At 38.3% G+C, this 14,202-nt stretch carries 10 protein-coding genes and 1 tRNA gene; 4 read left to right on the top strand and 7 right to left on the bottom strand.

Annotated elements, in window-relative coordinates; translation table 11 throughout:
• Nucleotides 1-29 precede the first annotated feature (29 nt).
• Together ACPZ3T_RS05615 and ACPZ3T_RS05610 are read left to right on the top strand one after the other, a co-directional pair.
• The gene (locus tag ACPZ3T_RS05615; protein WP_490274196.1) at nucleotides 30-902 is read left to right on the top strand and encodes a hypothetical protein; all 873 of its coding nucleotides are present in this window, start codon (nucleotides 30-32) and stop codon (nucleotides 900-902) included.
• Between the two features lie 66 nt (nucleotides 903-968).
• A tRNA-Val gene (locus ACPZ3T_RS05610) sits at nucleotides 969-1,042 on the top strand.
• A gap of 181 nt (nucleotides 1,043-1,223) precedes the next feature.
• Here the strand turns inward: ACPZ3T_RS05610 and ACPZ3T_RS05605 are convergent.
• From ACPZ3T_RS05605 to ACPZ3T_RS05575, 7 genes are all read right to left on the bottom strand, one after another.
• Entirely contained in the window at nucleotides 1,224-2,504 is a 1,281-nt protein-coding gene (locus ACPZ3T_RS05605; protein ID WP_490274194.1) for a TniQ family protein, read from the bottom strand.
• A gap of 180 nt (nucleotides 2,505-2,684) precedes the next feature.
• Nucleotides 2,685-4,286, bottom strand: a complete 1,602-nt coding sequence (locus ACPZ3T_RS05600) for a TniQ family protein (protein WP_490274192.1) — start codon at nucleotides 4,284-4,286, stop codon at nucleotides 2,685-2,687.
• 5 nt (nucleotides 4,287-4,291) lie between these two features.
• Nucleotides 4,292-5,467, bottom strand: coding sequence for a TniB family NTP-binding protein (locus ACPZ3T_RS05595; RefSeq protein ID WP_490274190.1), 1,176 nt, complete (start codon nucleotides 5,465-5,467; stop codon nucleotides 4,292-4,294).
• Nucleotides 5,467-8,253 carry a TnsB C-terminal domain-containing protein gene (locus tag ACPZ3T_RS05590; RefSeq protein WP_490274188.1) on the bottom strand — a complete coding sequence of 929 codons (2,787 nt, stop codon included), beginning with the start codon at nucleotides 8,251-8,253 and terminating at the stop codon, nucleotides 5,467-5,469. The genes ACPZ3T_RS05595 and ACPZ3T_RS05590 overlap by 1 nt, the downstream gene beginning before the upstream one ends.
• 500 nt (nucleotides 8,254-8,753) lie before the next feature.
• Nucleotides 8,754-10,064 carry a hypothetical protein gene (locus tag ACPZ3T_RS05585; RefSeq protein WP_490274186.1) on the bottom strand — a complete coding sequence of 437 codons (1,311 nt, stop codon included), beginning with the start codon at nucleotides 10,062-10,064 and terminating at the stop codon, nucleotides 8,754-8,756.
• Between the two features lie 104 nt (nucleotides 10,065-10,168).
• Nucleotides 10,169-10,453, bottom strand: coding sequence for a helix-turn-helix domain-containing protein (locus ACPZ3T_RS05580; protein WP_490274184.1), 285 nt, complete (start codon nucleotides 10,451-10,453; stop codon nucleotides 10,169-10,171).
• Entirely contained in the window at nucleotides 10,446-10,757 is a 312-nt protein-coding gene (locus ACPZ3T_RS05575) for a hypothetical protein (RefSeq protein ID WP_490274182.1), read from the bottom strand. Before ACPZ3T_RS05575 ends, ACPZ3T_RS05580 begins: the two co-directional genes overlap by 8 nt.
• Before the next feature lie 98 nt (nucleotides 10,758-10,855).
• Here ACPZ3T_RS05575 and ACPZ3T_RS05570 point away from each other — a divergent pair, with 98 nt between their 5' ends.
• Together ACPZ3T_RS05570 and ACPZ3T_RS05565 are read left to right on the top strand one after the other, a co-directional pair.
• A complete protein-coding gene (locus tag ACPZ3T_RS05570) occupies nucleotides 10,856-11,119 on the top strand; it encodes a helix-turn-helix domain-containing protein (protein ID WP_490274180.1) in 264 nt (87 codons plus the stop codon).
• 332 nt (nucleotides 11,120-11,451) lie between these two features.
• On the top strand, nucleotides 11,452-14,187 hold the full coding sequence (locus ACPZ3T_RS05565; protein ID WP_490274178.1) for a type I restriction endonuclease subunit R: 2,736 nt from the start codon (nucleotides 11,452-11,454) through the stop codon (nucleotides 14,185-14,187).
• Nucleotides 14,188-14,202: the final 15 nt, after the last annotated feature.

The following is a 14,202-nucleotide window of genomic DNA, read 5'->3' as shown; positions in this document are numbered from 1 at the left end:
CTCAGCAATGGTAATTTTTATCATACGTAATGGGAATAATAGTATTTCAAGATAAAAATGCTTTAGTACCGTTCTTGCAAGCCGAAGAAACCCTAAAAGCCGCCAAGCAGCAATATGAGCAGGCTACTAATACTCAAGATAGAGAAAAAGCGATCGCAATTTGGCAAGCAGGAATAGACCAATTAGAACAAATTCCCCAACAAACACTAGCCGCAAAAACAGCCACAGTTAAACTCAACGCCTACAAACGTGACTTTGAAAATGCACGTATTGGTAACTTTATCACAGCCGCTCAAGAATTTGACTTAGCGGCCGAACAAGCCAAGCCAACTCAGCCGAAAGCAGCATCAGAATTATGGCAACAGGCTATTAAGCGCATTAATGAAGTTCCTTCAGAAAATCCTCGCTATATAGAAGCCCAAAAGTTATTAGCCAGCTACCAAACTAAAATTCAGGGTATAGTTGATCCCCGTAGTCAGAAATTAATTGAAGGTGCAAAACAATTTGCCCTTGCAGCCGCTAAATCCGCTCAAAATCCACCACATACAGAGATGAAATGGCAGCAAATTGCTAAATTGTGGTCAACAGCTATTAACCAATTGCAAAGCATTGGGGTAGAAGAACCCGCTTATGTAGAAGCTCAAAAGTTACTAGCGACTTATCAAACTAATTTAGGAATTGTAGAAACTCGACTGCAAGCTGAGATAGAATCACAATCGTCACTCAAACAAGCAAATCAACAAATACAAAGGTTAATTGCTGCACCTCCCTCCGATAGACAGGAGTTTCAAGCCCAAATCCAAGGCATTATTAACCAGCTAAGTACTGTGCAATCTGGGACAACAGCCTACGCAGAAGCCCAAATACTAATATCACAAGCCAATAAGCGACTTCAGCAGTAGGAATTTTTCAGAAAAAATCTTTGCTGTATGAGAAAAATATGCTATATTAGTAAATCGTGAAGTTAAGGACGTATAGCTCAGTTGGTTAGAGCGCTACGTTGACATCGTAGAGGTCACTGGTTCGAATCCAGTTACGTCCATTTTAAACACAAGCAATTTCCTAGTTGTTTATTGTGCGACAACAACCATTAGTTGTCCAAAATTGTCACTTTATGCTTGTCATGGTCGGTGGTCAACTTATGGGTTCTTGGCAACTTATGCTTGTCATTTGGAGTAGGCAATACAGCAGAATCAAAACTTAATTCATATCTAGTCAATATTTTATTTAGTTACCCCTTTCAACTGAACTTCATGCAATACTGCACGTACTTGCTTATACCTGAGATACCCAGGCATAGTTATTAACTCAGCTACACGAGCTTCTGAAGGGTAAATGCCTTTATTATAAAGTTGAGAAGCAATCTGCTGAACTTCTTGGCAAGATTGCTCTATTTTTTTACAATGTAAAGCTTTTTTATAAGTGCAGGATTTTGCGGCAATTGCTCGGCATAAGTCTGGAAAGTGTCTAAAAATAGTTCTTCTATCATATTTCAAAGAGTTAGCTACCTCTTGCATTGTTGGTGGTGGCTCTTCGTCACTTTCCAGCACAGCTAACAGAGTATCTTTCACTTGTTGAGAGTCAAATAATCTGCATGGTTGTCTTGATTTGCGCTGTTCAATCGAAGTTTTTTGACCATTTATATTAAAAGGTTGGAAATTTAGCGGTTCTTGGGTTAAAAAATCAAGCACTGGTAAACCAAGAAAATGACAGGTCTTAATAAGCTCATCAAATAACGGTAAAGTTTTTCCACTATACCATCCCCAAAGTGTATTTTTAGGTATTCCTAATAGTCTAGAGAAAGCAGCTATATTGCCCTTTGTTCCGATATCAACAGCTATACGAAAAGATTTTGCGACATTTGTTTTTGGCACAGGAGATGATAGAAAGGGCAGTGTAGCCAATAGTTCTCCAATTGTATCGGCAATCCAAATTTGCTTTCTCAATTCATCTACAGTTAAGTTTGTGCTACTAACAAGATCAGCAGATTGAGTTTTACCTAACCATGTTCCACAACTTGAGCAGTACCCAGGAAATGATTGCCATGTCAACAATGGTAGTTGTTGATGACAATTAGGACAGTTATTACAGAGTGCTTGCTGATGTTGGGAACAGACTTTTATTGCTTTGATAGTCCAGAGTAGAGGTTCATAGACTACTTGCTTAGACATACGCCAATCTTCATAGCAGTAAGGACACCAAGCCTTGTGAGTATTAAATAAGTTTTTTGTAGGAATTACTTCAGCACAACTAAGCAAGGTTAAACAACTTAAATCCTTTCGCAAAGTTAAACTCTCAAGAGTGCTTACAAAATCGCTTGCTAAAGTTCCTGTGCCATTTAAAGCTGATGCACGAGCAAATAAAGCGTGTAACCCTCTACTACCAGCTTTTTTTACAAATACAGTGTTCAGATAAGGTGCAATATGATTAGATACTAAAACTCCTGAAAGTAGACAATGAGATTTCGCCAGTCTAGCTATATAACCTGTCAAACTTTCTACCAACTGGGTACTGATTCCTACAGGTTGGAGATGATATAAGCGACTACGTTCCAAAATTCTCGGTTCATCTGTTATATATACTTCATCAATACTTTGATTGTCTCTTAGCATTCATCTTTGTTATAACATAATACATAAACAAATTTAATTGAGGTATTAAAGATATAGATTGCCTTTTTATAATTATGTTGAATATCCGAATTTATGCAATAACTCATAAAAAGTAGAAATTGCGATTTTATTACGCATTATTCCTGGTTTTGATAATAATTTACCTATATTACTGCTATTTGGTCTAATTCCTTGATAGTGAATTTGAACGAAAGCCTTTGTAACTTCTTGACGCATTTCTTCTACATTTTTCAAATAAACTTCATGACAATAATCAGTATATTTTGCTGATATTTCATGGCATAAATCTCGGTTGTAGTTGTATAAAGTACTTACGCTTACCCCAATTCGTCTTGCAACTTCTTTAAGAGATGGTGGTGGATATTCATCACTATACAACTCTAATAAAAGGTTGTCTCTAATTTTCTTATGTCTGATCTCTTTTAACTGTTGGAGATAATTCTTATTGCGTAATGATATTTCATAGCTAAATTCTGGAAAATATTTGTAGAAAATTGCACAACTTTTAATTTTTAAGCGTTTTTTAATATCTAATAAGGATGGCGGAGGGTATTCTTGTATAGCTGATGCCAATATTTTCTCTATTTGTTTCAGCCCAATAACAGTTCGCTGGCAATCCTCTGATTGTGGTTTTTGTTGTTTTTCTGGCTGTTTTAGTAAAGATATGAAATCACAATCAATGTCTTTTATATCCAAAAAATCCAGTACAGATATCTTCAATCTGTAACAAATTCGTAAGAGAGTATTAAATATAGGAATACTCTTACCTTTAGCCCAATCCGTGACGACTGGTTTGGGTTCTCCTAACAAGCTCGCAAAGCTTGTAATATTTCCTTCAGTAAGTAAATTTATATATGAAGTAATAGCTTTTGTAATTTTAGCTCTGGAAAGATGTGGTAAAGCAGGAGCTTTTGCTATTAATTCGCCAATATTCTGAATAACCCAAAGTTGCCAATCAAGGTCTTCCTCTGACACAAGTAATATTTGATTGTCATCTGCTTTGTCTACAGTGTCACTTCCTAACCATTCTCCACACTTTGAACAGTATCCAGGTCGCGAGTGAGAATCTAAAAAGTTATTGGTTTTGTGGCAATAAGGACAATTTGTTACTAAAGGTTGGTAATGATGTGGGCAAATAGTAACTAAATTGAATGCCCAAATCAAAGGTTCATAAACTATTTGTTTTGCTAAACTTCTTTCTTCATAACAGATAGAACACCAAGATTTAGAGGGGCGAAGCAAATCTAGTTTAGAAATAATTTCAGAAAAACTGAGCATAGTTAAAAACTGTAAATTATTTTGCTTTGTAAGATGCTCTAATGCTTTTATAGAGTTTTTTGCTACTGAACCAATTCCATTAATCGCTCTTGAACTAATACCCCCATAAGCTGGATAAACTTGGTTGAAGTATTGATATTTATTTTTGCTATCGAACATATAGCCTTCTTTGATAAGCGGTAAAATCTCGCTTATAATCAACATATTTGTAGTGAAGCAATGAGCATCAGCAAGTCGGGCAATATAACTGGTCAAACTTTCTATATAAGGCGTTTCTAATCCTATTGGTTCTAAATGATATAAGCGGCTAGATTTTATAGTTTGATATGGTTGTAGATTATATAATTCAATAGTTTCAAAATCATCACTACTCATACAGATTAATCTCCAACTAGATCGCGTTTGGGATTACGTTTGCCTGGGTCTTTATCTTTTTTGGATTTTAAATTATTATTTACTTTATCGCCTTTATTATTTGCTTCTTGGTTACTAGTTTGAGTTTTCTCCTTCTCCAAACCTAAAATGACACGTAAGCTACGACTCTTATCTCTGGTGTCACTTAATTTTTCTTCACCATACATAGCTTCCAAAGCCATCTGTTCACATTCAATGGCTGACTTAGATGTTTCTTTAAGATGCTCGAAAGTAAGAGTAGTGGCATTTTCAGAAAGTGCTAGGCGATAAGCATCTGTTAACCAATCTTTAAGAGTACCAATATTACCAATACTACGTTCGTAACAAAACTCCCAGTATTTAAGCAGTTGAGGCGTTTTTGACAAGGGCATTTTATTTTGTAAATGCTCTAGAGTTTTTTTAAATTCTTTAATATCTTCATCATTAAGAATATATCTTGAAAAGTGTATAACTTTAGTACGTCGGCTTAGTTGTGGGCTGAGTTGTAAAAAATCAAGTAGTTGATAAGTACCAAATCCAGTCCAAGGAATTTTAGTAACGTTAACGGCTGATTTAATACAGTCCATGTGAGCTTGTAACACCTCTTCATTAGCCATTTTTCCAATATGCTGAAATTCATCAACTGCTAACGTATAAGGTTTTCTATGAATTAAAGCCTTCTCCATAGCAAGGCGTAGAGCATCTTCTGTTGCTTGTTTAACACGAAAAGCTAGCTTTCCATTACTATCTCGACGTATACCTTCCAAGTTATAGTAGATTTTCTGATCAATCCCAGGTTCATCAACAGCCTCCAAAATAATTCTGTAGAAGTTTTTCCACCTGAAAGTACCTTTTGCAGGAGCGGGAGCCTCAACATCAATAAAAGGAATCCAACCAGGATTAGCTTCTATTTGAGATGCACTTTGTTCAATAATTTTTTTTCTAGTTATACCTAGTAATGTTGATTTACCAACACCAGAAGGGCCAATAATCAAAATGATTGAGGCTCCAGCAGGTTCAAGAATATTACGAAATACTTTTTCAAACGCAACTTTGAGGTTGCGGTGCATGAATGTAACACTCGGATTTTTGAAGTAGAGCAGTCGTTGTTCTGTTGTCTTATCAAGTAATTCACGAGGAAAACTAGGTCGATTATTAAGCATTACCATTCCTCCAAAGGTTCAAAAGTTTCGTCTAAATCATACTCATCACATTCTTGGTCAGAGGTTTCATTTATTTGAAATTCCGTAGTTTCCATTGTCATAGGATTAGAATTATCAACACTGGAATAGTCATTCTTATCAATTATTCTAAATCCTGCTTCAAGCTGTATATGAACTCGCTTAAGTTCTGCATCTTTTACACGCTGTTTTTGTATAGCCTTTTTCGCATTAATCCAAGGCTCTGTTAGAGCAGCCTCTTCCATTTCTATACGTTTAAAAAAATCAGCTAATTTTTTGCCAGTAATTTCGTTGAATTGTTTATTTTGAAGCTGGTTTAGTTTTCTTAATTCTGCTGCTGCAATCATCAATTCTCGTTCTGAGTGACCTTGAAATTCTTGCAAATAACGAGAACGGCATTTTATCCATTCGCCTTTGACATAGGCATAAGCTACTGTAATATCAAAGGGATCAAATTTGACTTCTACCTTAGTGTTACGAATTTTACTAAAGTTAGGATGCCAGTAATATAAATAGTTAATTTTTACGCCTTCTTGGGTAATTTGTCTTTTTCCAGCATGATCCGTTGGTGATGGAAGAGCTAAGAGATTAAACTCTTTTTCGCTAATAAATCTATGCTCCCGAAGACCTCCTTTTGCTAATCCAATATTGAATGCCTCCTTAGGACTCATTCTTAAGGCTGGATGTGGGCAAGTAGCATAAATTTCGTAGCAGTAGTCACAGAAGGAAGCATAGATACTAGTGAGTGTTGAGACGGCATGATTTTTGGGATTTACCTGTTTTGTTACCTGCCGTACGTTTTTCATAATTTGAGTATTCCCAACTAGGTTGTGCCAAAATTCTTTATCAGCTACTCCAAAAAAAGATTCGATTATCGTCCCATGCCTTGGTTTAGCAGCAGGTCTTTGCTTTTTAGTAATTCTGAAGTAAGACAAAAGAGTTTCAAAATAGGTACTATTAAAATCTGCTCCTCCATCCACTACAATGATTTGAGGAAGTCGTTGGTGTCTTTGAACACAAATTCTTAAAGCCATCATGTCAGAACGGTAGCTTGGGCTATCGAACGTCATATAAATAGACAGTGGACTTCGGGAGTAGGCATCAATTAATAATGTTGCCCAAGGTTTTCCCATATTAGTTTTCTCTTGAACAACGTGAGGATCGACACCAAGGCTCAACATGATTTCACTGATAAGTTCAATATCTGCCTCAGTGTGGTCTAAATGAGCGATTTCAAATGGACGATCACCATGAGGAGGCGTTTCATCTCGATACAAATACCAATAAAAAGGCTCTTCCTTATACGCAGCACGTTCACCCATACGCTTCTCTATTTGTTCATGTAGAGGACGATTTCTGACTGCTTGACGGTATGATTCGCGGCTTGGAGGGTTATACCCCTTTTCTTCGCATAATTTTTCAAAAGCTCCGTAAGACTGACGAATTGAGGGTTGTGTATATTTCTCGTAATTTTTTTTAATATGCTCTTCCATGAGAAGTCTTACTTCTTCTGGAAGACCTTCTCTTCGCCATCCTTTATCCTGATGTCTGGAGAAAAGTCCTACAAAACCGTTACCGTAAATTTTTTCAGCTTTCCGATAACTCTGAATCCAACGTCTTTGTGTACGATTGGGTTTCGTATGAGAAGTACCATTAAGGAATGCTTCAATAATCTTGTAGCGATCAGTAGCTTGTTTTCTATCTTCTGTGCTTGCCTTATTGAATAAATACTCAATTTCAGGATGGATATATTCTTCTGTTGTTAACAAGCCTGTAATTTTTTCTTGTTTAATTAAATTTTCAAAAACATGGTTAGGTAGCTCTATTAATCCTCCATCTTCTTTGAGTAAAGCAATTCTTTTTTCTCCTACATTAGTGATTGTCCAAATATTCCCATCCCAACATACAAATGTTCCTATTGTTACCTTTATACTACAAGAGTTCCTCTCTGTAATTGCATGAGCAACCTTTAGTTTTTGTGTATGAATAAACGCTGACTCTTCATCTAAAAAAGCCGTGACTTCTTCAGGTTTTCCTAAAAAATCATTATATATATCTACATAAATTTCATTTGTGGCAATGAGTATGTTCAAATCATCTATAGTTAATCCTTGAATTTCAAGAATTAAATTAGTTAAAGTGATTCCAGGACATGACTTTATAACTTCTTTTACATCATCTTTTTTCTTTTCTTCAACTATTAATATCTTGCTGGAAAAGTAATCCTCTAACCAAATAAAGTTGCGTACAAAGGTTACATTAATCTCACCAGAGGAGCGAACAATATAGTAAAAGCCAAATGAAGAAGCATGCTCTTCACCAGGAGGACAGTACCATTGACCGTTATCTTCTCTACACCAACGATTTGGGCTATCTTGTTCTAGCTTAAGTAAATGTTCTTCAGTCTTGCATTCTTCCCAACCCGCAGTGTTCTTTCGGATTACAAAAAAATCTGGGGTATGTTGGTGGCGGTTCCGTCTACCGCGTTTGCTAAGGTAATCAAGAAAGATAGGGGGGGGCTGGTCATAATATTCCAGTACGTCATCATCTATTTCCAACTTATATATATGCGCTAACTCGTTACGATGAGACTCAAATTGAATAGTTACGCCCATCTTCCGGCTAGGATAACGACCAGAAACACTTCTTTTACCGCCTCCTACACGTCTTGATGGTGGTGATGAGCGAATTTGTTCTACAATTTTTTGAGCTTGTTCAGATAAATTCAAGCTATAACACCATTGATTAAACTCTTCATTAGTAAGCATTGAGACACTCTCATTAGCAAACAGAATATACTATGCTGGCTGAAAAACTCAACTTTTACATAGCAACATAAATCTGTACTCAATAATCTAAATTAGATAGATAAATTCATCATATAGACTATATTTAGTAAATCTAAATATAGTCTATGGAAATTTTTTTCTGGCAATGATTCATTCCAAAGCCTAAATAAACTATTGCTCCTTCAGTTTGTATTTAAAAAATATTAAATAAATATATTCTTCATCTGTATAGAGAAGATTTGCTGATTTTTTTTGAAAAATCACCAATAATAAATACCAAGCTTATCTCCGGTATCATTTGATAATTAAAATGATACGGATTGATGTTTTCTTTTTAAAACAAAAATATATTTTTGTAAAAATATATTTTTGTTTATATTCATCTCTTGATTTTATTCTTGATTAATTGTGATTATTGCTCATACTATTTAATAGTAATCAGAAGCGTTATTCGGTAACTGGCACTGCCGTTTATTAAACTAGCCTGTGCTTGAAATAACACTCAGGGCTTGTTCAATTGATTTCAGTGCGGATTGGATATCTGTACTCAGCGCATCTGCCTCAACTTGAATTAAGGTCACACCCTTACCAATATCTGTGAGGGATTTTTTGATAGTTCTAATACGCCCCAAAGCTGTGCGAATTTGCTCAAGCTGCTGTTCAATAAAAGTCACATCTATCTTTGACTGATAAGTACGCAGTTGATTCACTCGTTGTTGAATGACTAGAAACCGAATCGCAACAATCAAAAATGGCTGAGTTGTAGCAATCCAGTAACCAGCTTCAGTCACACCCTCTGCCCAGTCACCTATTTCCTGTGCTAGTCCCTCACGGGAATAACTTAAAAAAATTGCTGCATTTGCAGAACGCCGCAACATAGCCTGCTGTAAATGTTGAGCAATTGCTTGGCGACCAAACGGCTTTGATGGTCTGTTTCTCGCTTCAATTACAATTGATAGTTCTATTGCCGCTAGGGATTTGCTAGTGAACTTGACGAGAATATCACCTGTATCCTTATCGTTACCAATATGCTCTACCTCTATGCCATTAGACTTTGACCAAGTTTGTTGTAATTCACCAACAACTAATTCTTCATAGCTAATACCTTTTGCTGTTGTCTGTTGAAGTACCTGTTGTGTCACCTGGGTGTCGTGGATTTCTAGAGTCAGTTTTTCCACCTGTTCAATCAAGGGTTTGATAGATTCAGCAACTACATTTCTCACTGTCACTGCCAAAGTACCGTTTTCAGTAGTGACATTTGCTAATGCTGCTTTGAATGCCCCTTGAATGGAATCTGAGCGTTTGGCATCTAATAAATGACGTAATGTTTGAAGGAAGCGACCAACAACAGAGGTTTCCTTGGCAGGGTCGATGTCCTGTGTCAGCAAAGTGCTGACGCTATTGAGTTTCTCTGTGAAAATAGCTGAAGTTTGACTAATTTGGGATTGCAGTGGGGCTAATAATTGACCATTATCTGTGCCAATCTGACTAACCAATTCTTGCTGGAAAGATTCAGCAATCACTTTGACAGCTTGGTGAAATTCCACCAATAAAGATTCCATCTGCTGCTTGACTAATTCGCTGCCGTTACGAGCTTGAGTAGTTTGCAAGCAGAGAAATCCCAACTCAAAGGCATCGAGACAAATATCTTCATATTCTGACTGGGGAAATTGTCTGAGGTAGCTGATGGCATTCTGAAGCGGGAGAGCCATGCGAGAAATCAGGACATGATTCTCTGTGATTTCAATACTAGAGGGCAGATAGTAAGAGTCCTGAGTGGCGCGGTTCATGAATCAGTTGGTTGCTGGTGACGATAACAAGCACCCTACTATCTGCTTTTTGGCTTGGTCAAGGAGATAGAGAAAAGTTTTGTCAATTTGCAAAAACTGACTGATTAATTTGGCGGTTGAGACTGATGCCACTGTTCCAACAGAGGTTGAATGACCTCCGTGTTGGCAAGTAAAAAGTCAGCGACAGCCATAATTCTCTGGTAAGGTAATCCAGCAGCACGGCGGCTGGCTTGTCCACCTAGCCAATGATATGTGGTGGATTTTGAGATGGAGCAGATTTTGGCTAGTTCTTCATAACCTAATCCCCAACGGTAGCTAAAGTCTTGGGGGGACATGAACATTTGGTTGTGTAGTTCTAGCAATTTCTGGGATTTTTCGGTATCAGACATAATTGCCCCTAAGCTGTTCCAAGGATGAGGAGTCTAGGGGTTCTATATCTTCCTCAAAAGCGAAGTCGCAGGTACAGATTTCATGGGAGGGGCTACGTTCATCTAAAAGAACTAAGTAGTGTAAGCCAGTGGCCATACAACTAGCTTGATGGGTGTACATGACTCCAATGACTCGACCAAAGTCACCATTGGGTACTTGAAACCATCGTACCCATTCACCTAGTTGGAATCTCTGTTGGGGTAAGACTGGAGGGATTCGCTCTGGCAAGGCTACAGGCGGTATTGAAAGGGGTGTCTCAGGCATAAATGTTTTTGCTAATTATTCCCTAATGTTATTTATACACTACAAAAGTTTATTTATAATCTATAGACAAGTTTCCTGCACTTTCTGAAGATGGTGCAGTGAGTGAAAATAATGAACTAGACATCAAACAACGCTTTGGCAAAGCGGTCAGGCGACGTAGGCGTGAACTTGATTTATCACAAGAACAGCTTGCAGAACAGGCTGGGCTTCACCGTACTTATATTTCTAACCTGGAAAGAGGTGAGCTAAATCCTTCCCTGGAAACCATTGAAAAGCTTGCAAATGCCCTAAACATATCGATTCCTGCGCTGTTTATTGATTACAACATTCATGTAGAGCATGAAAAATACAAGGATTTTTGAGTATTTCAATCTATTAGCAGTTTTCGCACCACTTAATACTGCTCAGAACAAATCAAAAGTTTTTTACTATAACTGTGAAATATAAGTTCAATTTTATTCTCAACTAAGTAAATTGTTGAAAATAGTACTTTTCTACCTTGCTCTTACAAGCCTGTATGATTGTCAACAGTCTTCTCCAAAACAAACATTATTTGAAATATGTTCGCCAGAGGCCATGAAATTATTGATTTGTTTGGCAGGAAAGGGCAAGATAGAGCTAAGTAACCTCTCCCTTTGATAACTTGGTACTTTTTGTTGTGCCTGTAACTAAAAATTAGTTAATTAACTGAGCAATGTCTCCTAATCTTTCAGAAGCTGAAACCCGTCAACACTTGATTGCTCGCCAACTTGCTCAAGCTGGGTGGAGTCCTCAGCAAAGAAATCGATTGGATGAGTTTCTAATTGCTAAGGAAGATCAGGAAACTTTCTTCATAAGTAAGGAATACGTTGACTATGCTCTTGTTAATCGAGATGGTAGACCATTAGCTGTTGTAGAGGCAAAGAGAAGCAGTCGCGACGCTTTAGCTGGCAAGCGGCAAGCTAGCGATTATGCTGACCGCATCAGAGAAAAACACAAATTTGAACCCTTCATTTTTCTCTGCAATGGTGAAACTATTTATTTTTGGGATCGTGAGCGGTATCCATTGCGAAAAGTTAGCGGTTTTTTTACTGAGGAAGATTTGGCACGTCTTGCGTTTCAGCGCCAGTATCATGCATCTTTAAATCAGTTCAGTCCTAGCAAAAATATTGTTGATCGCCTATACCAATTTGAAGCCATCAAGCGTGTAACTGAATCTTTAGAACAGGGACAGCGAAAGTTTCTGCTGGTGATGGCAACGGGAACAGGTAAAACTCGCACCGTAATTGCTTTAGTAGATTTATTGCTGCGTGCTAAATGGATACAACGCGTTCTTTTTCTTGCAGATAGACGGGAGCTTGTACGACAGGCACTAGGCGATTTTAAAGAACATATTCCTAACGAAACTAGAGCGCGGATAGAAGGTAACGAGGTTGATAGCACCGCTCGAATTCATGTAGCCACTTACCCCAGCATGATGAAAGTTTTCCAGCAACTTTCTCCTGGCTACTATGATCTTATCATTGCTGATGAAAGTCACCGTTCGATTTACAACCGCTATCTGGCGTTGTTTCAGCATTTTGATGCCTTACAGCTTGGCTTAACGGCAACGCCTACAGATTACATTGACCACAATACTTTTGAACTGTTTGAGTGTCCAGATGGACTGCCGACTTTCTACTATCCCTATACAAGAGCAGTTGATGAAGGTTATTTAGTCAACTACCGAGCATTAGAAGTACAGACAACTTTTCAACTTCAGGGTATTAAAGCAGGGCAATTACCCCCAGAACTTCAGCAGCAAATAGAACAACAGGGTATCGACCTGAGCGAACTGAATTTTGAGGGAGGTGACCTAGAGCGGCGGGTAACAAATACAGGTACAAATGATGCTCTGGTTAAAGAATTTATGGCGAAATGTCGCAAGGATGCAACAGGAACGCTGCCTGCTAAAACAATAATTTTTGCTATGAGCCACCGACATGCAGTTGAAATTTGGAAAAGCTTCAATCGCCTTTACCCAGATTTGCAGAAACGAGGATTAGCAGAGGTTATTGATAGTCACATGGAGCGGGCTGACCGAACGCTGGATGATTTTAAGCGGAAGAATATGCCACGCGTGGCTATTTCGGTGGATATGCTTGATACCGGAATTGATGTGCCTGCAATTCAAAATCTGGTATTTGCTAAACCTGTCTTCAGTCAAGTGAAATTTTGGCAGATGATTGGGCGAGGAACTAGATTGTGGACAGATCCACAAACGGGAGAAAAGAAGGCAGATTTCCTGATCATTGATTTTTGGAACAATTTTGCTTACTTCAACATGAATCCAGAAGGAGAAATTGCCAGCCCGACAGAACCACTACCTGTACGATTGTTTCGATTGCGGCTCGAAAAACTTGCGCTACTCAGAAGCCAAAAAAAAACGGGAGCAATTGCTGCTACTATTACTCAACTTCAGCAGATGTTGACGCAACTACCCACCGATAACATCAATGTACGTCCTCACTTGCAGGAGTTAGCAGAATTGGCTAAGGCTGGAGCTTGGAAGTCTTTAGATGAAGCTCAAGTGGAGCATTTGAGTAAGGCGATCGCACCTCTGTTGCGGTTTCTGCCTGATATCAACCTGCCCGTAATGACATTTGAGGTAAAAACAGAACGGTTAGCTGTTACCCACCTTGCCGGACAAGTTGATTTGATTGATAAGCTAAGGGAATCTATTACCGAAGACTTGAAGTTGTTGCCCACAAACCTACCGGATATTCAAGCACAAAGCGAAAAACTTGCCTGGATGAAGAGTGCTAAATTTTGGCAACATCTGAGCTATGAGCGTATTTTGGATTTGCAGACAACCTTTGCTCCTTTGATGCGGTTCCGCCAGCGTCCACGCAAAGACTTAATTGAGCTAAATCTACCCGACCAGATTGCCACCCGTCGCTGGGTAATTTATGGGCCAAGTGGCGAAGGAGCCTTTGCAGAGAATTATCGAGAGCAGGTTGAGGCTCATGTGAAAACCTTAGCAGAGCAACATCCCACCATACAAATGCTGATGCGGGGGCATAATTTGAGTGACAACGAAATTGACTCTCTTGCCCATACGCTGAACCAGTCCGATCTGTTTGTAACGGAAGATGTGTTAAGAGAGGTGTATAATCGCCCCAATACTACTCTCATAGACTTTTTGCGTCACATTCTAGGATTAGTGCAAATTACCAGCCAGGAAGAAGAGATTTCTGCGGCGTTTGATGAGTTTATTGCTGCCCATCCCAGTTTTTCGGCCAAGCAAATTTACTTTCTCAGGACTATGCGCTCGGCGATATTGCGCCGGACAAGGTTAACAGTTCACGATTTAGAACAACCACCTTTTAACCGAGTTGGAGCAGTGCATCAGTTGTTTAAAGAAGCAGAACTAGAAGAAATTCTGAATTTTTCCAATCAGTTTGTTGCGTAGAAACATTAAGCAACG

It is taken from the genome of Aliinostoc maniaoense (assembly GCF_058172895.1).
The sequence above is the reverse complement of the archived record's forward strand: the minus strand, read 5'-3'. Positions and strand labels throughout refer to the sequence as shown.

Coding starts and splice junctions, on each gene's coding strand:
- ACPZ3T_RS05615 (WP_490274196.1), top strand. CDS start 30: ATGGGAATAATAGTATTTCAAGATAAAAATGCTTTAGTACCGTTCTTG.
- ACPZ3T_RS05600 (WP_490274192.1), bottom strand. CDS start 4,286: ATGAGTAGTGATGATTTTGAAACTATTGAATTATATAATCTACAACCA.
- ACPZ3T_RS05595 (WP_490274190.1), bottom strand. CDS start 5,467: ATGCTTAATAATCGACCTAGTTTTCCTCGTGAATTACTTGATAAGACA.
- ACPZ3T_RS05590 (WP_490274188.1), bottom strand. CDS start 8,253: ATGCTTACTAATGAAGAGTTTAATCAATGGTGTTATAGCTTGAATTTA.
- ACPZ3T_RS05585 (WP_490274186.1), bottom strand. CDS start 10,064: ATGAACCGCGCCACTCAGGACTCTTACTATCTGCCCTCTAGTATTGAA.
- ACPZ3T_RS05580 (WP_490274184.1), bottom strand. CDS start 10,453: ATGTCTGATACCGAAAAATCCCAGAAATTGCTAGAACTACACAACCAA.
- ACPZ3T_RS05575 (WP_490274182.1), bottom strand. CDS start 10,757: ATGCCTGAGACACCCCTTTCAATACCGCCTGTAGCCTTGCCAGAGCGA.
- ACPZ3T_RS05565 (WP_490274178.1), top strand. CDS start 11,452: ATGTCTCCTAATCTTTCAGAAGCTGAAACCCGTCAACACTTGATTGCT.